This is a genomic window from Flavobacterium sp. GNP001, from assembly GCF_054343775.1.
Window position 1 is genome coordinate 1,044,033 of sequence record NZ_JBTGUX010000001.1, and the last position, 21,758, is coordinate 1,065,790.

Genomic DNA, 21,758 nt, shown 5'->3' on the forward strand with positions numbered 1-21,758 from the left:
TGCTTTAATTGAAAGTATTTTTACTGATAAGTTTGCTTTTATTTCAAATGTACGTCTACATCCACATTCATTCCTGGTCGAAGCAATTTTATTTTTTCAGGATCGTTTGAAGGGTCTAAACTAATTTTTACTGGCAAACGTTGAATGGTTTTTACAAAATTTCCTGTGGCGTTATCTGGCGGAAGTAATGAAAAGCGAGATCCTGTTGCAGGTGAAAATGAGGTGATGGTACCTTGAAATAAATAGCCAGGATAGGCATCTACTTTTACGGTTACCTTTTGACCTTTAACCATTTTGTTCAATTGCGTTTCTTTAAAATTAGCAATTACCCAAGCTTCCTTATTGTTGATGATGTAAAATAAAGACTGTCCCGGTTGCACTAATTGTCCCGGTTGAATGTCAATTTTAGATACTTGCCCGTCAATTGCAGCAGTTACTACCGTGTAGGTTAAGTTCAATTTTGCTGCATCCAATTGTGCTTGTGCTTTTTTAATGTTAGCGGCTGCTACTTCGGTTTGCTTATTCGAAACCTTAGATTTAGCAATGATGACAGATTTCTGAAAAGCAGTAGCTCGTTCTTGCTGTTTCAGAATTTTTATTTGATTTTCAGCTTCTAATTTGGCAGCAAGCGCTTGTTCGAATTGTTGCTTGGTAATCGAGTGACTTTTATATAGATTTTCATAGCGATTAAAATCACTTGTTACTCGGTCTAAACGAATTTTAGCCGACTCAATATTACCTCCAGCTGAAAGTACATTGGCATCAGAAACCGAGATGCTAGCCAAGGCACTACCAATGTCAGCTTTTGAGACTTCAAGATTCCCTTCGGCGCCAATTAATGCGGCGGTAGCTTCGTCAATTTTAAGTAAGTAATCTCTTTTGTCAATGGTAAACAAGGTGTCGCCTTTTTTTACAAAATCATTGTCTTTGATGTACACTTTATCAACGTATCCGGAAACCCTTGGAATAATTGGGTTCATATTTTTTTCAATTTGAGCATCATCAGTTTCCTCATGAGCTTGTGAATGCATGTATTTGTATGTACCATACGTCCCACCCAAAACTACCAGAGCTACAAGGATAATGATGAATTTTTTGTTTGTTTTTTTCTTTTCCATGGTAGTATAATTATTTTTGAGCTAATGTGAATGATTGTGATAACTGTCCTGTTACTGCTAGTAACTCGTAATATTTTTGGATGGTATTGGCTCGAGCCAAAGCTTTGTTGATGGTTGCATTGAGTTGCTCGACATCAGCTTCTAACAAATCGTTAGTGTCTGATAAGCCGTTGTCGTATTTGTCCTTGACAATGCGGTAGTTTTCGCTGGCTTGCTCTTGAGCTTCATTGTAAACTAAACTTTGCTTTATTGCAAGTTCATAATCTTCGATAGCTTTATGAACTTGAACTTTGATGTAATCTACAAGTAGCGCTTCATTATTTTGAACCTCGGATAATCTGCTTTCGGCTAGTTTTACCATGGTCGCATTTTTAATTAGTGCACTCAAATCGTATGATATTCCTATGCCAATATTCATGGCATTTTGAACCGTAATTACATTGCTTAGGTCTAATGCCGTGTAACCACCAACTATTGCTAAAGTAGGGTAGTAGGCACTTTTGGCAATTTTGATATTTGTTTCGCTAGCTTTGCTCTTTAGTCGAATAGATTGTAAGTCCTTACGATTTTCGAGTGCTGGAAGGTCATTGTCAGGGACATTGTTCATTTGAAAATCAGCAAAATCGCCTTCTCGAATTTCAAGTTGCGTGTCCGGACTTAATTTTAATAGTGTGGTTAGGTAAAAATTGATCGTTTTTAAGTTATTAGAAGCTTCGTCTAATGACAACTGAATTTTAGAAACCTGTAACTTGGCTTTCAATAAATCATTGCGAGGGATGATTTCATTTTTTTCCAATTCAATAAAATCTTTTACACGCTGCTTGGCACTTTTTTGATTTTCCTTTAAAAGTTCAATTGTTTTTTGTGCTTTGTATAGGCTAGCGTAATATTCGATAACACGCAATGCAACATCTTCTTTTGTTTGCAATGATGTAGCCATTTCTGCTTGGTACAATTGGTCTTGTGCTTTAATTCCGTTTTGAATTTTAAAGCCAGAAAAAACTGGTATAGCAGTCGTTATTTGCCCCACCATTAATTGGTTCACGGCAGGTGCTGGACTATTATTGCCTTGGTTTAATTTAAAATTTACTGAAGCATTAGTCAATCGCTGGTATTGGCCAGAAGCTTTTAAGTCGGGGTATTGATTGTTTTTAGCGGCTTGTAATTCAAGTTTTTTAGACTGTACCTTTGTATTGGCAAGTGATACTTCGTTGCTTTTGTCCCAAGCTTTGTTTATGGCTTCACTTAAGCTTAAACTTGTTTTTTCTTGTGCCTTAACAGAGTATAGTCCAATAAAGAACATTCCATAGAGCATGATTTGATTAACTTTCATAGATAAGAAGTGCTTTTATTGTTTGTTGAATGTGCTGGGTCAAATTCGTCTTGATGTAATTATTGTACAAATCTTCGGTATGCAATTGCAGCAAGTTTTGGAAGAAAGATTTATTCATATGGAAATGAAAAAAAGTGCCTAAAATGGTTGGTGTAATTAAAGGTATAATCACATCTTTTCTGAAAATTCCTTTTTGTTGGCCTTCTTGAATGATAGATTCCAGCGCCTTTAAGTTTCCTTTGCGCAATTCGGTAAAAACTTCGAGGTTTTGCTCTCTTTTTTTTGATGAAAATTCAAAGTGTAAAATGCGATAAATCCCTTTATTAGAACTAATTCTACTAATGTATAGTTCGATTAATTTATTGATTTTTTCTAAAGGCTGTAAATCTTCTTGTAATAAATTTTCGAGTTGTCTCTTTAGGTCGGAAGTTCGGTAGATTAAAAGTGCTTCAAGTAAGCGCTCCTTTGAACCAAAATAATACGACACCATAGCAACATTTATTTGTGCTAATTTGGCAATAGCGCGTATTGAAGTGCCATCAAAACCTTTTTCAGCAAAAAGGGTTTCGGCAACTTGTATAATTTGAATTTGCTTATCGTTGAAGCTAGTGGTCACTTGCTATTTTTTTTCTCTCATACAAATTTAAACACTTGTTTAATTTAAACACTTGTTTAATTTTTTTTAACATGCATTTAACGCTATTTTAGCAAGAAAAAAGTTTGTTCGAGCAGGAAAATGAATTTTGAATTGTAAAAATGATGTAGATCATAAATAGTTGAATTCAAGAATTTTATTGGTGTTTGTTTATTTGGTTCCAGCTCGTTGTTTCAAATTGTGAATATCTATTTTTTGGTTTTGCGTTTTTAATAATTCGAAGATTTATCTTTGGTCTCCTTAAAAAAAAACAGATAGAAAGATGAGCACAATTTGGTACGAATGCAAAGTAAAATATAGAAAAACAGATGAAACGGGTGTTCAAAAAATGGCAAATGAACCTTATTTAGTTGATGCTTTATCGTATACGGAAGCAGAGAGCAGAATAAACGAGGAAATGTCAGCTTATATTAGTGAAGAATTTAAAATAACAACAATTAAGGTCGCTAATTACGCCGAAATTCATCCTTTTGAAAATGCTGATCGTTGGTTTAGATCTAAAGTTTCGTTACTTGCTTACGATGAAGAAAGCGGAAAAGAGCGTAAAACCAATATGTATCTTTTGGTTCAAGCCAATGATGTAAAAGAAGCGTACGATAATACGGTTACCGTAATGAAAGGTACTATGGGCGATTATACGATTCCAGCTATTGCCGAATCACCAATACTAGATGTTTTTCCTTATTTCAGTGGAGAAGAAGAAGATTTAGAAAAAATTGAAAAATTCAATGCAATAAAAGCATCAAAGCCTGAAGTTGAAGCTGAAGTGATTGATCACATGGAATTTGTATCTGAAGAAGTTGAGTAAATTTAGAAGATAATAATAAAGGTGAAATGCAATCAAAAATTGTCAAAATGTACAATTTTTGATTGCATTTTTTTTAAGCTTCATATTATAATGAGAGGTTTTACTTTAATACTTTTTCAAATGCCTTTCTAGCGCTTCCTCTAAAATAAACTTCGCCACAATAACTATATCCTAATTTTTCAAACAAATGTAGCATGGGAAAGTTATCAAAGTTTGTATCGGCTTTGATGCTGAAAATATTTTGTTGCAAAGCAAAGTTTTCTATTTCAGTCATTATTTTCTTTGCCAAGCCTTTTCCGAGTTGTTCCTGCGCAATTGCTACACGATGAATGACTACAAAATCTTGATTCGAGAGCCATTTGCCTTCAATGGCTTCATAAGCAGGTTCGTAATTTAGAATCAAAGCGCAATATCCTACTATTTTATTATTTTCTAGAAGTACAAATCCAAAACCTTGATTAATATCGTTTTCAATAACGGTAGGGTTGGGGTAACCGTCTTGCCATTGCGCACTTCCGTCTTTTTTTCTTCGCTCGATTGCATCGGCTAAAATTTCCCAGATAGATGCATGATCAGCTGTTGTAGCTTTTTTAAATTGATAATTGGTTGAAGTCATGCTTCTAAGTTTTGATTAAGATTTATCCTAAAACAAAGATTGCGAATTTTGTTTGAGTAACAAAATTCGCAATCAAGCATTATAATTCTTTTAGGACATAGGGGTTTATTGTGCGCTACTCAATTGACCTACTTTGTTCCAGTTAGGATCAACCTCTAAAGCTACGGCAACATAAACGTCTCCTTTTTTGTAATTAAATGCAGTTCCTTTTGTCATTTCGGCATTTACTTGTTTTGGTGTTAGGTTGTAAATTGCTCCAGTAACTGGATCAATAATTAAACCTACAAGCCCTCCAATCAAAATATTTCCTAAATACCAAGCATTGAATTTTTTAGTTAAGGTAGTTTGATAGTTTTTGTAACCGTCTAATTTGATTAAAACTTCGTGTTCGCTTTTACGAGAAAGTTTCATCTCGAATGGTGTTTTTCCCACTTCAACTTCATCAATTAAAATAGTAGCTTGGCTTGGGTTACTCTCGAATTTTACATTTTGTTTTGAACCTGAAACAATAGTTGCACAGCTGGAGCATAAAAGAACAAAAGCTAAAGAGGCAGAAATAAATGATTTTTTCATTTTATAAATTATGATTAGTTTATTTGAATTTGATATTGGTCTAGTTGAGTCACATCGCCTTGGTAAGAATAAAAATCAACTTTTATTCGGTAGCATGACGAACCAAAAAAATTAGGTTCTTTTTTTTCAGTGACCTTAATTACATTAGCTCCGTTTTGTCGTGCAATTTTACGAGCATTAATTAAATTGGTATTAAAATCACAATCAGTAGAAAAACCGGTGTCACCGTATGAAGCTGTCCCTATTTTTTGTGCTCCTGAAGGGACTTCGTTTTTTAAATCAAGTATTGCTACTTTCTGGTCCATAGAAATTGGCGCTAGTTGGGTGGTGAAATTAGATTTAATACTTGCTCCACAACTAACTAATGCTAGAGTAATAGCACTAAGAATTAATTTTCGCATAACGTTTCGTTTCAATTTTTCCGTAAATATAGGTGATTTGTCGTACATGAAAAATAAAATTTATTAAAAAGGTATTGAGTCTTTTTTATACTTTTTTGTCTTGCTAAATTTTGCTTTCCAAAGGCATATCTGTATTGCTTATAGTAATGGGTTCGTTTGTTAAGCAATTAACGGTTCGTGATCCGCCATGCTTGCAGTCTAAACTCTTTTTTGAAGATTGTCGCTTTCAACTTGGCACTTACAAATGTCATCTTGTCATATTATTTTATGTCATTTTTAACACAAACTGACAATTTACAGAGCTGTTTTGTATTGGCATAAAGATTGACTTACGGTCAGCAAGTAATGTAACTGAATATACAATAAAATTAAATATATTAAAAATGGGTAAAATAATCGGAATTGATTTAGGTACGACCAACTCTTGTGTTTCTGTAATGGAAGGTAACGAAGCAGTTGTTATCCCTAACGCAGAAGGAAAAAGAACAACACCATCTATCATCGCTTTTGTAGAAGGTGGAGAAATTAAAGTAGGTGATCCTGCAAAGAGACAAGCAGTAACTAATCCAACTAAGACTATTGCTTCTATCAAACGTTTTATGGGACAAGGTTTTGGTGAAGTTTCTACTGAAGCAAAAAGAGTTCCTTACAGCATCGTAAAAGGAGATAACAATACACCACGTGTTGATATTGACGGTCGTTTGTATACTGCACAAGAATTGTCAGCAATGACTCTTCAAAAAATGAAAAAAACTGCTGAAGACTACTTAGGTCAAACTGTAACTGAAGCGGTTATTACTGTACCAGCATATTTTAACGATGCGCAACGTCAAGCTACTAAAGAAGCTGGAGAAATTGCAGGTCTTAAAGTAATGCGTATCATCAACGAGCCAACTGCTGCTGCATTAGCTTACGGATTAGATAAAAAAGGTACTGATCAAAAAATTGCTGTTTACGATTTAGGTGGAGGTACATTTGATATCTCTGTTCTTGAATTAGGTGACGGAGTTTTCGAAGTATTGTCTACAAACGGTGATACTCACTTAGGAGGAGACGATTTTGACCAAGTGATTATTGACTGGTTAGCTGACGAATTCAACGCTGAAGAAGGTATTGACTTACGTTTAGACCCAATGTCTTTACAAAGAATTAAAGAAGCTGCTGAGAAAGCTAAAATTGAGTTGTCTTCATCTGCTGAGACTGAAATCAACTTGCCATACGTTACAGCTACAGCTTCAGGACCAAAACACTTAGTTAAAAAATTATCAAGAGCTAAATTTGAGCAATTATCAGATTCTTTAGTAAAACGTTCTATGGCTCCAGTTGCTAGAGCTTTGAAAGATGCTGGTTTATCAGTTTCTGACATTGACGAAGTTATCCTTGTAGGTGGTTCTACTCGTATGCCAAGAATTGCTGACGAAGTTGAAAAATTCTTCGGTAAAAAAGCATCTAAAGGAGTAAACCCTGATGAGGTTGTTGCAATTGGAGCAGCTATTCAAGGTGGAGTTCTTTCTGGAGATGTAAAAGATGTATTGTTACTTGACGTTACGCCTTTATCTTTAGGTATCGAAACTATGGGTGGTGTAATGACTACTTTGATTGAAGCTAACACTACAATCCCAACTAAAAAATCTCAAGTATTCTCTACTGCTGCAGATTCTCAACCAACTGTTGAATTGCACGTATTACAAGGTGCAAGAGCAATGGCTGCTGATAACAAAACTATTGGTCGTTTCAACTTAGATGGTATCCCACCAGCACCAAGAGGAGTTCCTCAAATCGAGGTAACTTTTGATATTGATGCAAACGGTATCATCAAAGTATCTGCTACTGACAAAGGAACTGGTAAATCTCACGATATTCGTATCGAAGCTTCTTCTGGATTAACATCTGAAGAAATCGAAAGAATGAAACAAGATGCTGAAGCTAACGCTGAGTCAGACAAATTGTTAAGAGAAAGAGCTGAGAAATTGAACGAGGCAGACGGAATGATCTTCCAAACTGAGACGCAATTGAAAGAGCTTGGAGATAAACTTTCTGATGACAATAAAGTTGCTGTTGAGTATGCATTAACTGAATTGAGAATGGCACACCAATCTCAAGATATTCCTGCAATTCAAACTGCTCTTGACAACATCAACGCTGCTTGGAAAAAAGCAACTGAAGCGATGTATGCTCAAGGAGAACAAGGTCAAGCTGGAGCTCAACCACAAGGTGAAGCTACTCAAGGAGACAATGTTGAAGACGTAGAATTCGAAGAAGTTAAATAATAATTTCCAGTACAGATAGACTTTCGTCTGTCTTAACTGTTGATTTAGAAACCGTTTGCCACTGGTAAACGGTTTTTTTTGTCTTATTTTTTAGGAACTACTGCTGAGTGATGAAACATGGTACTGATAACTGCCGCATGTGGAAATGTAATAGCTGCTAAAAAAGAGAAAAACAATGCATTAAAAAGCTGCTCTTGCCCTGAAAAAAAGTAATAGATAAATACGATACCCATTATAGAAATAAACCAATACAAAGCTGCATTTTTACAATAATTGATAAAATTTGTAGTGGTATATGTTCCATCCAAAAAACGAATTTGATCCATTATTGATGGTATGCTGTGCCAAATAACAAAGTAAATAGCAAAACCCCATATCAAACTTGATGATCTAAAAATGATAGCATACAAAAGGATGTAAAAACATTCTTGTAGTATATTTTGGATCTGATTTTTGTTTTGCAAATAAACTACAGAGCACAAGCTTAAAAAGAGTCCCAATACAATTCCGAATAATACACTAAAGTATGCGGTTGGTACTTGAAATTGGCAAATGTTTAAAATGATTTCTTGCACTTGTTGTTTGTGGAAAATAAATAACAACGATAAAATGAGTAGACCATAAATACTTTGAAAAGTAAAAGTAAACCATTTACCGTGTTGCAATAGGGTTTGTTGCCATTCTTGCTCTCCAAAATGGTACGCACTTACGAGTATGAATAATAGAAGTGCAAATTGTGGTATTAAATAAAAAAGTGCAATTCCGGAAAGCACCACGACTACGTAATACGATAGTACTTTTAGCCAAGATTTTTTTTGTTCATCATTTTTAATCGTTTTAATCAACATCAAATCATTCGCTCCATGTAAGATTCCAAAAGTAAAAATTAAGAAAAAACCTAAATAAATTTGTTTTGAATCTGATAGATAGGAATCTAGCCATAGTCCAAAAAAGCTTGCTACCATTGCGATATTCGAATATTTGCGCATAAAAAAATAATTTTTGTTTAAAATTACGCAAAAATATTTAAACAAAAATTATTTTTTGTGTTTAACATTTTTTATATTTGGATAAACAAAACCATTTAAAAACTATTATTTTATGACAAATTTTATGTTTATTTCAGGATTAGTGGGTAAATTATCTCCAACCGATTATGTTGGGTTTACCTTTTTTGTAGGTTGTATGGCCATGATGGCTGCATCAGCATTTTTCTTTTTGTCATTAAGTCAATTTGATAAAAAATGGCGTACATCAGTATTGGTTTCTGGTTTAATTACTTTTATTGCAGCTGTGCACTATTTTTACATGAGAGATTATTGGGCTTCGTTTGGTGAGTCGCCTACATTCTTTCGTTATGTAGACTGGGTATTGACCGTGCCGTTAATGTGTTTAGAGTTCTATTTAATTTTAAAAGTAGCAGGAGCTAAGCAGTCATTATTATGGAAAATGATTGTTTATTCAGTAATCATGCTTGTAACAGGTTATTTTGGTGAGGTTGTTGCACCAGAAAGTGCTGCACTTTGGGGTGGTATTTCAGGAGCGGCGTACTTCTTAATTGTGTATGAAATTTGGTTAGGTGAAGCTTCTAAATTAGCAGCAGCAGCCGGTGGCGAAGTGCAAAAAGCACACAAAATTTTATGTTGGTTCGTGTTAGTAGGTTGGGCAATTTATCCTTTAGGATACATGATGGGAACAACAGGCTGGTACAATGGTCTAATTCCATCAGGGAATATTGATGTAGCGTACAACATTGCAGATGCAATCAACAAGATTGGCTTTGGTTTAGTAATCTACAGTCTTGCTGTGAAGTCCTCTAAAGATTAATTTTCTTTTTTTATTATAATGTAGTCATGAACCGGGCTAGAAATAGCTCGGTTTTTTTATATATTGAAAGTAGAATAGTCGAAACGCTATCTCTGATTTCTGCTAACTAATACTATTTTTCGATTAGTTATAACCTTCTGTACAAATGTGTTGTACTGTTAACAACTACATCTTTTATTATACCTTGTTATTGTTTTACTTTAAAATTTAACTGTGTACTGGAGTCTTACCGATAAAAGACTTATTAGTATTTTAAATAAAGGCGAAAGATTATTTGTTTAGTATTAGACATAAAAAAAGGGGAAATGAATTGCTCATTTCCCCTTTCTATTTTACAATTATAATTGTACTATTTCGGATCCAATGCTTCGCTAATTCTCGAAATTAAATCTTGAGTATGGTATTTACTCAAACGATCTGTCATTTGACCAGATGCGATTTTTAATTCGTTTTTCAAAGCAACTAATTGCCCTCTTGCTATAGAAGGTAAATCAGTTTGAGCTAAATTCACTCTTCTTGTATTGAAGCCATAAGTAGCACCAACTACATTAGAGCGAACGATAGTAGTTCCTGGTTTTAGTAACTCAATCAATTTGTCAACGTAGATTTTTTGAATATTTCTACGGTACATGTCAATCGCACCATTTGATTTCAACTCTGAGAAAATTCCTTTTTTCAAGTCTGTTACCATTTCATCTGCGCTATAATTGTCTTTGCTTGCAACAGATGTTTCCATTAAACGCACCATACGATCTCCTGCCATTAAACTTGACAAGGTAGCATCTTGCATTGATTTGATTGCTTCAACGCCACTATCTGGATTAATTTTAGAAAGTACATTTTGATCTAACAACCATTTTGGTGTATTGAATAATTGTGTGTTTAAGAACGAAATAGCATCTTTTTGAATGCTTTTTGGTACCACTTCAAATTGATTACCTGTCATGTCATAAGTTTTAGGATTGTCGTAAATACCTCCTACGTTTTTAGTTACATGACCCATATATCTTCTGAACTGACCCGTTAAAGCACCGTACAATTCATCTAATTCTGCATAGCTTTCGCCATCTTCTTTAGACCAAGTTAAAAGGTTTGGTAAAATTCTTTTCAAATTTTTAATACCATATTCAGAAGCTCTCATGGCATTGTCTCCAATATCTTCTGTTTGATATCTTGGGTCGTACGGACTAGATTCTGTACCGAACCACAATCTGTTGTTTTTGTACGCTTCTTTAGTCATGTTATTCAATACCGCTTTTTCTTCTGCTTCGGTTTTAGCATCTTCAAAGTAAGAATAACCCCATTTGATAGCCCATTTGTCGTAATCACCAATTCTAGGGAACAAGTGTTTTACATTATCTTCTGGTTGTGCTACGTAGTTAAAACGAGCATAATCCATGATAGAAGAAGTGTGGCCATTTTTCTCTTGGTAAGCGGCATCTCTAAGTTTTTCAACAGGAGTTGCAGAGCTAGCTCCCATGTTGTGACGTAATCCTAAAGTATGTCCTACTTCATGAGACGATACAAAACGAATCAATTCGCCCATCAAGTTGTCATCAAATTGTTTTTTTCTTGCTGCAGGATCTACTGCTGCTGTTTGGATTAAGTACCAATTGCGCAATAAGCTCATGATGTTATGGTACCAACCAATGTGACTTTCTAAAATTTCACCACTTCTCGGATCGTGAACGTTTGGTCCGTAAGCATTTTGAATTTCAGCTGCAAAGTATCTCAATACAGAGAAACGTGCATCTTCTAAACTCATTGTTGGATCATTTTCTGGCCAGTATTCTCCGCGAATTGCATTTTTCCATCCAGCAGCTTCAAACGCTACTTGCCAATCATCAATACCTTGTTTGATGAATTTTTTCCATTTGTCTGGAGTAGCAGGGTCAATGTAGTACACAATTGGTTTTAAAGGCTCAATAAGCTCTCCTTTCTTTTGCTTGGCAGCATCCTCTGGAGATTTAGGCTCTAAACGCCATCTCACCGCAAAAGTTTTAGTATCTGATTTTTGAGATTCTTCTTCAAAAACGCCGTATTCATTTGCGAAATATCCTACACGTGCATCAAATTCTCTTTTACGCATTGGTGTTTTAGGAAGCAAAATCATAGAAGTGTTCATTTCTACAGTCAAAACTCCCGCATCTAAAGCTGAAGGCAGATTGACACCGATTTGCGGAGTAGGAGTTGTACTAATCCTAGGTGGTGTTGTAGTAAAAGTTTTTACAGTTCTAATTTCAGTGTTGATTGGGAAACTACTGATTTTTGAAATGTAAGAACGATCTTTTTGAAACGTTTGGATGTTTAATAATTGTTTCTTGATCGGATCTAATGAGAATGTTTGAACATCCGCATCAAAAGTAGTGGTCATATCAATTACGTAACCAGTTATTTTTCCGTCATTGTCTTTTTTGTAAGCAAGAACATCAAAGTTTCCAATAATTGGGTCAGCAGTTGAATTTTTAACCGCTTGCGCCAATGGTTTGTCTTGGTCAGGAGACATAATTACGTACGTTACAGAACGCATTAAAATGTTGTTGTTTGGTCCTTTTTCAAAACGAATTACTTGGCGGTTGATTTCTTCTCCACCAAAAATTCCTCCACCTGCTGGTGTTTTTGAATAACGGGTGATAGTCATAATTTCGCCTCCTAAAAGGGAATCTGGAATTTCAAATAGGTACTTGTTGTCCGCTTTGTGAACGTCAATCAAGCCTTTTTGTGTGACTGCAGTTGAGTCAATTACTTTTTTGTAAGGCTTAGGTTCTTTTTTGCCTTCAGCTGGCTTAGCCATTGGTACAGCAACAGCAGTTTTGTCGTTCTTTTTCTTTTTTTTGCTTTGAGCAAATGTCTCAGTAGCTGAAAAAGATAATAGACATAACATCAATAGAGTTAGTTTTTTTTGAATCATGTAATTCTACATCTTACGGTTAATAATTAGTTTTTTACCGAATTATACTAAGGATATGGTATAAATTCAGCATTAATTTTCAAATCTATTGATATATTTTCACAATATGCAGTTTTCTAATTTCATTTGTAAAACATTAACATTAATTAACAATTGTAAAGCAATTTAAGAATGTGTAGTTAAACTTTAAGTCATCAAAAAAACACTTGAAAATTCTTAGTACTTTTGTTAAAAGCAGGAGTAGTAAATATCTTTATTCTCGGTCGCTACGACGATACTTTTTGTTATAAATTTTAAACTGTTCTGATTTCATGAGGAAAATTAAATATAAAAAAGGAAAACGTTTACAACCTTATGTGTTAGAATATACCGGTAGTCATAAAAATATAAAATCTGAGTTGCAACTTTTTGTATATGATGATAAGAATTTAGCCGAATATGAAGCATTTAAATTGATTCATTTGGATAAGTTTTTAGTTGATGATAAAGTAAATTGGCTAAATATTCATGGTTTAAATAATGTGGAGTGGCTGCAAGCAATTGGGGATTATTTTTCTATTGATAATTTTATGTTAGCCGATATTTTGAATACGGTACGAAGAACGAAATTAGAAGAAACTAACGATTGTTTGTTTTTTAATATCAAGTCTTTATTGCCTTCTGAAGGTTCAGATACTATTGAGGTGGAGCAAATAAGTTTTTTACTAAAAAAAGATGTTTTGCTTTCCTTTCAAGAAAAAAGAAGCGATTTCTTTATCCATATCAGGGAGCGCATTCGCAGCCATTCAGGTTTGGTACGCACTCGTAAAGCCGATTATTTGTTATATATTTTGTTAGACTCAATCATGGAAAATTTTTACATCACTCTCGAAAACGAAGAGGATAAAGTAGAGGAGCTGATTGATATGACCAAGCAAAATCCGAATCCCGTTATTTTAGAACGCATTGAGAAACACCGTGATAATTTTAATTTTTTGAAACGATCAATTATTCCGCTTCGCGATTCTTTGTACGAAATTAAAAGTATAAAAGACGATACTGTTTTTAATGAAATTCAAGACGATACCTTTAGTTTTTTTGCGCGTTTGCATCAAAAAAGTTTAGAGCTTTTGGAGCAAATTGATTCTGATATGGATACGCTAGAAAGTGCTTCTAATTTCTTTTTTTCGGCACAAACGCACAAAATGAATGAAGTTATGAAAACGTTGACCATTGTGTCTTCAATTTTTATTCCGCTAACGTTTATTGTAGGCGTATACGGAATGAATTTTGAAAACATGCCCGAATTGAAAAGTGCTTACGGCTACCCAATAGTTATGGGGGTCATGTTTTTGCTAGTAATTGGTATGATCGTGTATTTCAAAAAACGACGATGGTTTTGATATTTTTCCTTGACAAAAAAATTTAATATGTTCCTAAAAACTAATAAATGAATAAAGCAATTTACATAGCAACAAGCGAGCAAAATAGCGGTAAGTCAATTATTACGCTGGGTTTAATGAGTATGCTCATCGGAAAAACTGCCAAAGTAGGTTATTTTAGACCTATCATCGAGGATATTGAAGAAGGTGGTTTCGACAACCATATCGAAACGGTTATTGGTCATTTTGGTTTGGATATCGATTTTGCAGACGCCTATGCTATTACCAAAAGCAAATTGATTAAAAAGAAAAACAAAGGTAAAATAGGCGAAGTTCTCGATTTGATTATCGAAAAGTATAAAAAACTAGAGCAACGTTTTGATTTTATTTTGGTAGAAGGAACCAGTTTTACAGGTGAGGGCACGGTTATCGAATTGGATATGAACGTGCTCATTGCCAAAAATCTTGGAATTCCTACCATGATTGTAGGCTCTGGTGTAGGCAAAACACTCGAGGAGTTAATTGACAGTTTATATTTAGCCTACGATTCTTTCAAAGTGAAAGATGTCGAGGTGCTTGCGGTAATTGCCAATAAAGTACAACCCGAGAACATTGAATTAGTAACCAACGGACTCACCAAAAATTTACCAAAAGGTATTTTGGTCAATGCCATCCCGTTGATATACAATTTAAATAACCCGACCGTTCAAGAAATTGTAAAAGAATTAGGTGCAAAAGTATTGTTCGGCGAAGCCCATTTGAATAATCAAACTGGTAATTTTAGCGTTGGAGCCATGCAGCTTCGTAACTATTTATTGCATTTAAAGGATAATAGTTTGGTAATCACTCCTGGCGATCGTGCTGATATCATTTTGGGAGCCCTACAAGCCAATGAATCGGCTAATTATCCATCGATTTCAGGTATTGTTCTTACCGGAAATATTTTGCCTGAAATTAGTATTTTAAAGCTGATTGAAGGTCTTTCAACCATTGTACCTATCATCGCCGTGGAGGAGGGAACGTACTACATCACCAACAAAATTGGCAGTATAAAATCTAAAATTTACGCAAATAACAAACAGAAAATTGAACTTTCAATTTCTACATTTGAGAAGTTTGTCGAAGTAGATTTGCTTTCCGAAAAGTTAATCACCTTTGAACCTGAAGGAATGACTCCTAAAATGTTTCAATACAACTTGGTTCAACGTGCCAGACAACATAGAAAACACATTGTTTTGCCTGAAGGGAATGACGATCGAATTTTGATGGCGGCATCTCGATTGCTCGAAATGGATGTAGTAGATATTTCGATTATTGGTAATAAAAAACAAATAGAAAGTAAGGTCGCAGAATTAGGTTTGTATTTTGATTTTGATAAAGTTGAAATCATAAATCCTATCGAATCTAAACATTACGATGATTATGTCAATACATATTACGAATTGCGCAAAGCGAAGAATGTAACCATCGGTATGGCCAAAGATTTAATGGAAGATGTTTCCTATTTCGGGACAATGATGGTATACAAAGGTCACGCTGACGGAATGGTTTCTGGCGCGGCACATACCACTCAACATACCATTTTACCGGCTTTGCAGTTTATTAAAACCAAACCCAATTCGTCAGTGGTTTCATCAGTATTTTTTATGTGTTTAGAGGATCGAGTTTCTGTATTTGGAGACTGTGCCATTAATCCGAATCCTACAGCAGAGCAATTAGCTGAAATAGCTATTTCTTCTGCCGATTCAAGTTTGGCTTTTGGTATTGAACCAAAAATCGCTATGCTTTCTTACTCATCTGGAGCTTCTGGAAAAGGTGATGAGGTCGATAAAGTTCGCACGGCTACGGAGATTGTTCGCCAAAAACGTCCTGATTTAAAAATTGAAGGTCCTATACAATATGATGCTGCCGTTGATATGGCTGTTGGGCAAAGTAAATTACCCAATTCTGAAGTAGCAGGTCAAGCGAGCGTACTCATTTTTCCGGATTTGAACACTGGGAATAATACCTATAAAGCTGTACAAAGAGAAACCGGAGCGTTGGCTATTGGCCCGATGTTGCAAGGATTGAATAAACCGGTTAATGATTTAAGTCGCGGCTGTACGGTTGATGATATCATTAATACTGTCGTGATTACGGCTATTCAAGCGCAAGGATTATAAAAAGGTACTAAGGTTCTAAGTAACTAAGCGCCTTAGTGCCTTTGAACCTTAGAACCATAAAAAAATAAAAATTAAATGAAAATAGTAATAATAAATTCAGGAAGTTCATCGATAAAATATCAATTACTTGACATGCCCTCTAGCGAAGTGATTTGTTCTGGGATGATTGACCGAATTGGACTCGAAGGTTCTAATTTAACTTACGTAACAAGTTTTACCAAATTAGAGGAAACACTTTCTATTCCCAATCATAAAGTTGGTTTAGAGAAAATTGCCAATTTGTTGATGGATGAAAAAATAGGAGTAATCAAAAGTACTGACGAAATTCAAGCCGTAGGACATCGTGTGGTTCATGGCGGAAGCGATTTTACCGACACCGTGCAAATTACAGACGAGGTCAAAGAAAAAATAAAACAACTTTTTGATTTGGCTCCATTGCACAATCCAGCTAATTTAGAGGGAATAGCTGTTGCTGAAGAAATCTTTAAATCGGCACAACAAATTGCTGTTTTTGACACTGCTTTCCACCAAACGATTCCAGTGGTAGCGCATCAATATCCTATTCCTAAACATCTTTTTACCGATAGTAAAATTAGATTATATGGTTTTCATGGTACCAGTCACAAGTATGTTTCACAAAAAGCAATTGAGTATTTAAAACAAAATACAAATTTGTTAGGTTCAAAAATTATTACCATTCATCTTGGTAATGGTTGCAGCATGACTGCTATTAAAGACGGAAAAAGTATCGATCATACCTTAGGTTTTGGTCCGATGAACGGATTAATTATGGGTACTCGTAGCGGTGATGTCGATCAATCAGTTATTTTTTATTTGGTGAATACTTTAGGATATTCTCTCGATGCCGTAAATACCATGCTTCAAAAACAGAGCGGCATGTTAGGACTTACGGGTTACAGTGATTTAAGAGATATTGAATCAAGAGCAGAAAGAGGCGATGTTGATTGTCAATTGGCTTTGGCCATGAATGCCTACCGTATCAAGAAATACATAGGTTCTTATGCTGCGGTTTTAAACGGATTAGATGCTATTGTGTTTACCGCCGGAATCGGAGAAAATTCATCATACATTAGGAATTTAGTGTGTACCGACATGGATTATTTCGGGTTACAACTAGATGCATCCAAAAATGAAATTCGATCCAAAGAGATTCGCGAAATCAATACAGCCGATTCAAAAACAAAAATTTTAGTGATTCCAACCAATGAAGAAGTTGAAATTGCCAAACAAGTTTTTGAATTGCTAAACAAATAAATTTACAAAAAAATGAAAAAAGTAATCCTTATTTCCCTACTGGTCTTTGTTAATCTTGCTGTTGCTCAAAGCATTCAATCACCGTCGGGTAAAATTGCTGTAAATTTTAAACTAGCTGCCAAAGGGCAACCAAGCTACTCTGTGAATTACAATAATAAGCCAGTGGTTTTAGAAAGCGCTCTAGGAATCAAATTAAAAGATAAACCAGCTTTAGACTCAAATTTTGATATTCTGGATTCAAAAACTTCCAGTTTCAACGAATCATGGAAGCCCGTTTTAGGAGAGCAGTCGAGTATTAAAAATCACTATAATGAACTTACTCTTTCGCTCATCAACAAGGAAACGAAAGTGAAAATGAATATCATTTTTAGAGTTTTTGATGAAGGTGTCGCTTTTAGATATGATTTTCCAAAACAAGCAGAGCTGAATTATTTCATCATTTCTGATGAGCTTACTCAATTTAATCTAACCGAAAACAACAAAGTATTTTGGATTCCGGGTGATTTTGATAGTAATGAATATGAATACAACGAAACGAAATTTTCTGAAATTGATAATTCCAAAATCAATATGAACAACGGTATTGGAGTAAAATCGATTCCCGGAAAATATACCGTTCAAACGCCATTGATGATGAAAGCACCATCTGGTTTGTATCTGAATATTTTTGAAGCAGCGGTGGTTAATTATCCCGTAATGCATTTGAATGCCGATGTGACAAATTATAAATTAAAAGCCGAATTAGTTCCGAATGCTATTGGTGACAAAGCTTATTTGCAAACGCCTTGTGTTTCGCCTTGGAGAACTATCATGATTAGTGATGATGCCAGAGATATTGTGGCTTCTAAAATGATTTTGAACCTCAATGAACCGTCAAAAATTGAAGATACTTCTTGGATAAAACCGATGAAATATGTTGGTATTTGGTGGGAAATGCACGTAGGAAAATCAACTTGGGATTATGCAGGATCTCAAAATGCTACTAATTTTGCCGATGCTCCAAAAGCCTCAGGAAAACATGGTGCAACAACCGAAAATATGAAACGATACATCGATTTTGCTGCTAAAAATGGTTTTGATGGCGTTTTGGTTGAAGGTTGGAATGTAGGTTGGGAAGATTGGAATGGCAACTGGAAAGAGGAAGTTTTTGACTTTACAACGCCGTATCCTGATTTTGATATTGCAGCGCTTTCGGCATACGCCAAAGAAAAGAACGTCAAAATGATTATGCATCATGAAACATCGGGATCGGTAGGGAATTATGAAAGACACCTGGATCGCGCTTTTGATTTGATGAAAAAATACGATTATCCAGCAGTAAAATCGGGCTATGTAGGCAGAATTATTCCGCGTGGTGAATTTCATGACGGGCAATCGATGGTAAACCATTTTAATTTCGTTGCAAAGCGCGCTGCTGATTATAAAATTATGATCAACTCTCACGAATCTTCTCGACCAACTGGTGTGGGTAGAACGTATCCGAACTATATTGCTGCCGAAGCGGCTCGCGGTAACGAATTCAATGCTTGGAGCGTAGGAAACCCGCCTGCACACGAAACTATTTTGCCATTTACCAGACAATTGGGTGGCCCAATGGATTATACGCCGGGAATTTTTGAAGTAAAAATGAGCTATTACGACAAAAACAAAACAGAACAAGTGCATACTACTCTTGCTAAACAATTGGCTCTGTATGTTACGATGTATTCGCCGCTGCAAATGGCAGCTGACTTGCTTGAGAATTACGAGAAATATCCAGATGCTTTTCAGTTTATCAAAGATGTGGAAACAGATTGGGATGAAAGTATATATTTAGAAGCTGAACCGGGAGATTATGTTACCGTTGCCCGAAAAACAAAAGGAAAAGAAACATGGTTTTTAGGAGCAATCACGGATGAAAATGCAAAATCTTCAGAAGTGAAATTGGATTTTCTTACTCCCGGTAAAAAGTACAAAGCAACTGTATATGCCGATGCAGCCAACGCACACTGGAAAAACAATCCAATTGCATATCAAATAAAAACAATGACGGTCACTAGTAAATCAAAACTAAAATTAATCTTGGCCGCAGGTGGCGGTACAGCGGTTAGTTTTGAGCCAATTCCATAATTTCAAAACCTGCAAGAGTATAATTCTTGCAGGTTTTTTTTTGGCGAAAGCAAAAATTCCAAACAGAATGCCGAAATTGCTGGCATATTAGAACAAAAAAACAATCATTTGTAATAACTTTTTTAAACTATGAAAAAATCAATTGTTATGGCTGCACTTTTCTGCGGCACATTACCGCTCTTAGCGCAAACCACTGCGGAGCTAACCTTAAAAGAAATTTACAAATCATCATTAACCAAGGCAAAATGTTATCCTTGGCTGGATCATTTATCTAACAATATTGGTTCTCGATTATCAGCCTCTATTGGTGCCGAAAAAGCGGTTTTATACACCAAAGCACAGTTAGAAACTTTAGGAGTTGACAAAGTGTACCTTCAAGAAGTGATGGTGCCAAAATGGGTGAGAGGCGAAAAAGAAGTAGGTTATTTACAGCTAGGAAAACAAAAAATTACTTTTCCTATTTGTGCTTTAGGCGGATCGGTTGCGACTCCAAAATCAGGTTTAAATGCTAGCGTGATTGAAGTAAAAAGCCTAGAAGAATTAACTGCTTTAGGTGAAGCAAAAGTAAAAGGAAAAATCGTGTTTTTTAACCGACCTATGAATCCTGAATTTGTGGAGACTTTTAAAGCCTACAGCGGTTGTGTAGATCAAAGATCATCAGGAGCTAGAGAGGCCGGAAAATTAGGTGCTTTGGCCGTAATTGTGCGCTCAATGAATTTGCGTATGGATGATTTGCCTCATACAGGCGCTACTAATTATGGTGATATTAGTAAAGACCAACGTATTCCTGCAGCTGCAATAAGTACCAATGGTGCTGAACTATTGAGCAAAAGTTTAAAATCGAATCCCAATGCAACTTTTTATCTAAAGCAATCGTGTCAAACTTTTGATGATGTACTGTCGTACAATGTGGTGGCAGAAATGATAGGTACTGAGCATCCAGAGAAAATTATGGTAGTAGGAGGTCACCTTGATTCTTGGGACTTAGGCGATGGTTCACACGATGATGGAGCGGGTTGTGTACAAAGTATGGAAGTTTTAAATATCTTCAAAAACATTGGTTACAAGCCAAAAAACACTTTGCGAGTGGTATTGTTTATGAACGAGGAAAATGGCGTTCGTGGTGGTAAAGAGTATGAAAATCAGTCGGCTAAAAAAGGAGAGAACCATATTTTTGCACTAGAGAGTGATGCGGGAGGTTTTTCGCCAAGAGGTTTCTCAATTGATGGAGATGACGCTAATTTTAACCAAATCAAAAATTGGGGTACTTTATTTGAACCGTATTTGATTCACAAATTTGTAAAAGGAAGTTCTGGAGTTGATATCGGACCGTTGCAATCCAAGAAAATTGTAAAAGTGGGTTTACAACCTGATTCGCAACGTTATTTTGACCATCATCATGCAGCTAATGATACGTTTGATGCTGTCAATAAAAGGGAGCTTGAATTAGGAGCTGCTGCTATGGCTTCGCTACTGTATTTAGTTGACCAAAACGGAATTGTAACTCAATAGCGTTTAAATTATTTTTTTTATTACACGTAGCTTATGAGTGTGTTTGTTAGTTTCGGCATTAAAAATACCTAAATGATCGAGTCTGTCAATACGCACTCTACCGCTAGCGTGAATGATGTAGTTATCAGCCATGATAATACCGACATGAATAATACTACCTTCTTCATTGTCAAAAAAAGCCAAATCTCCCGGCTCACTTTCTTCAATAAAACTTAGCGCTTCACCCTGAGTTGCTTGTTGCGATGCGTCTCGTAAAAGTGAATGACCATTTAATTTATACACCATTTGTGTAAAACCAGAACAATCAATACCAAAAGGTGTTTTTCCGCCCCATAAATAAGGAGCATTCAAATAAAGTAATGCTGTGTTGATGAGGTTGAATTTTTCTTTTTTACCACTAGTTTTAGTGCCTTCGAATTCAAATTGCGTACTGTTAATTTCAGGATGGTGCAAAAAGGAAAGCGACGCTCCCAGAGGAATAGGCAACATAAAATTAGACGGCGCTGTAATGTAATCAATTAAGTCTGCATTGAGAACGATGGCCTCATTACTAAGCTGCTTGTAACTTTCAGAGGAAATCAGTTGGCATTGCTTGCCATCAATCCATCCTTCGTAATTGTCGTATTGTAATTTAATTTTGTACCATTGTTTGGATTGTTCTACTACAGTAAAATGCTCTCCAAATAATACTTGCGATACAATTTCACTGCGGTCGCTAGCTTCTGCACGAAGCGGGATCATGGCTAAATTACAAATTCCGAACATGAAGGTTTTGATTTATTGTTAAAAAAGTTATGAGCTGTACCACTTGATACAACTCATAACTG

General features: G+C 35.4%; 17 protein-coding genes. 8 read left to right on the forward strand and 9 right to left on the reverse strand.

All coding sequences use genetic code 11. The annotated features are described in order from the left end of the window. Positions 1 to 38: 38 nt before the first annotated feature. From ACXX8U_RS04415 to ACXX8U_RS04425, 3 genes are read right to left on the reverse strand one after another with little or no spacing between them, the layout of a single operon-like run. Positions 39 to 1,118, reverse strand: coding sequence for an HlyD family secretion protein (locus tag ACXX8U_RS04415; RefSeq protein WP_458564782.1), 1,080 nt, complete (start codon positions 1,116 to 1,118; stop codon positions 39 to 41). A gap of 10 nt (positions 1,119 to 1,128) precedes the next feature. After that, entirely contained in the window at positions 1,129 to 2,451 is a 1,323-nt protein-coding gene (locus tag ACXX8U_RS04420) for a TolC family protein (RefSeq protein ID WP_458564783.1), read from the reverse strand. Further along, positions 2,441 to 3,067: a TetR/AcrR family transcriptional regulator gene (locus ACXX8U_RS04425; protein ID WP_458564784.1), complete on the reverse strand. Its 627-nt coding sequence runs from the start codon at positions 3,065 to 3,067 to the stop codon at positions 2,441 to 2,443. The genes ACXX8U_RS04420 and ACXX8U_RS04425 overlap by 11 nt, the downstream gene beginning before the upstream one ends. 301 nt (positions 3,068 to 3,368) lie before the next feature. On the opposite strand from ACXX8U_RS04425, the gene ACXX8U_RS04430 reads away from it, so the two are divergent. Then, entirely contained in the window at positions 3,369 to 3,914 is a 546-nt protein-coding gene (locus ACXX8U_RS04430; protein ID WP_458564785.1) for a DUF4494 domain-containing protein, read from the forward strand. Between the two features lie 100 nt (positions 3,915 to 4,014). On the opposite strand, the gene ACXX8U_RS04435 is transcribed toward ACXX8U_RS04430, so the two are convergent. The 3 genes from ACXX8U_RS04435 to ACXX8U_RS04445 all read right to left on the reverse strand — a co-directional run bounded on the left by ACXX8U_RS04435 (position 4,015) and on the right by ACXX8U_RS04445 (position 5,504). Beyond that, positions 4,015 to 4,530: a GNAT family N-acetyltransferase gene (locus ACXX8U_RS04435; protein ID WP_458564786.1), complete on the reverse strand. Its 516-nt coding sequence runs from the start codon at positions 4,528 to 4,530 to the stop codon at positions 4,015 to 4,017. 105 nt (positions 4,531 to 4,635) lie between these two features. Further along, positions 4,636 to 5,103, reverse strand: coding sequence for a PEGA domain-containing protein (locus ACXX8U_RS04440; RefSeq protein WP_458564787.1), 468 nt, complete (start codon positions 5,101 to 5,103; stop codon positions 4,636 to 4,638). A gap of 14 nt (positions 5,104 to 5,117) precedes the next feature. Continuing rightward, positions 5,118 to 5,504, reverse strand: coding sequence for a hypothetical protein (locus ACXX8U_RS04445; protein ID WP_458564788.1), 387 nt, complete (start codon positions 5,502 to 5,504; stop codon positions 5,118 to 5,120). 383 nt (positions 5,505 to 5,887) lie between these two features. Here ACXX8U_RS04445 and dnaK point away from each other — a divergent pair, with 383 nt between their 5' ends. Beyond that, positions 5,888 to 7,774: a molecular chaperone DnaK gene (dnaK, locus tag ACXX8U_RS04450; protein ID WP_458564789.1), complete on the forward strand. Its 1,887-nt coding sequence runs from the start codon at positions 5,888 to 5,890 to the stop codon at positions 7,772 to 7,774. A gap of 83 nt (positions 7,775 to 7,857) precedes the next feature. Here the strand turns inward: dnaK and ACXX8U_RS04455 are convergent, their stop codons facing one another. After that, positions 7,858 to 8,763 carry a Brp/Blh family beta-carotene 15,15'-dioxygenase gene (locus tag ACXX8U_RS04455; protein ID WP_210788525.1) on the reverse strand — a complete coding sequence of 302 codons (906 nt, stop codon included), beginning with the start codon at positions 8,761 to 8,763 and terminating at the stop codon, positions 7,858 to 7,860. A 112-nt stretch (positions 8,764 to 8,875) separates the two neighbouring features. On the opposite strand from ACXX8U_RS04455, the gene ACXX8U_RS04460 reads away from it, so the two are divergent. Beyond that, the gene (locus ACXX8U_RS04460) at positions 8,876 to 9,601 is read left to right on the forward strand and encodes a bacteriorhodopsin-like (protein WP_458564790.1); all 726 of its coding nucleotides are present in this window, start codon (positions 8,876 to 8,878) and stop codon (positions 9,599 to 9,601) included. Positions 9,602 to 9,950: 349 nt separating this feature from the next. On the opposite strand, the gene ACXX8U_RS04465 is transcribed toward ACXX8U_RS04460, so the two are convergent. Continuing rightward, positions 9,951 to 12,485 (reverse strand): zinc-dependent metalloprotease, encoded by a 2,535-nt coding sequence (locus tag ACXX8U_RS04465; RefSeq protein ID WP_458564791.1) that lies wholly within the window; start codon positions 12,483 to 12,485, stop codon positions 9,951 to 9,953. A gap of 338 nt (positions 12,486 to 12,823) precedes the next feature. On the opposite strand from ACXX8U_RS04465, the gene corA reads away from it, so the two are divergent. The 5 genes from corA (at position 12,824) to ACXX8U_RS04490 (ending at position 20,931) form a co-directional block, all read left to right on the forward strand. Further along, positions 12,824 to 13,894: a magnesium/cobalt transporter CorA gene (corA, locus tag ACXX8U_RS04470; protein WP_458564792.1), complete on the forward strand. Its 1,071-nt coding sequence runs from the start codon at positions 12,824 to 12,826 to the stop codon at positions 13,892 to 13,894. 47 nt (positions 13,895 to 13,941) lie between these two features. Beyond that, entirely contained in the window at positions 13,942 to 16,035 is a 2,094-nt protein-coding gene (gene pta, locus ACXX8U_RS04475) for a phosphate acetyltransferase (protein ID WP_458564793.1), read from the forward strand. Positions 16,036 to 16,110: 75 nt separating this feature from the next. Further along, entirely contained in the window at positions 16,111 to 17,310 is a 1,200-nt protein-coding gene (locus ACXX8U_RS04480) for an acetate/propionate family kinase (RefSeq protein ID WP_458564794.1), read from the forward strand. Between the two features lie 12 nt (positions 17,311 to 17,322). Then, on the forward strand, positions 17,323 to 19,419 hold the full coding sequence (locus ACXX8U_RS04485) for a glycoside hydrolase family 97 protein (RefSeq protein WP_458564795.1): 2,097 nt from the start codon (positions 17,323 to 17,325) through the stop codon (positions 19,417 to 19,419). A gap of 129 nt (positions 19,420 to 19,548) precedes the next feature. Continuing rightward, complete coding sequence (locus ACXX8U_RS04490; RefSeq protein WP_458564796.1) at positions 19,549 to 20,931, forward strand: M28 family peptidase; 1,383 nt, start codon at positions 19,549 to 19,551, stop codon at positions 20,929 to 20,931. A gap of 3 nt (positions 20,932 to 20,934) precedes the next feature. Here the strand turns inward: ACXX8U_RS04490 and ACXX8U_RS04495 are convergent, their stop codons facing one another. Then, positions 20,935 to 21,696 (reverse strand): C40 family peptidase, encoded by a 762-nt coding sequence (locus ACXX8U_RS04495; protein ID WP_458564797.1) that lies wholly within the window; start codon positions 21,694 to 21,696, stop codon positions 20,935 to 20,937. Positions 21,697 to 21,758 lie beyond the last annotated feature (62 nt).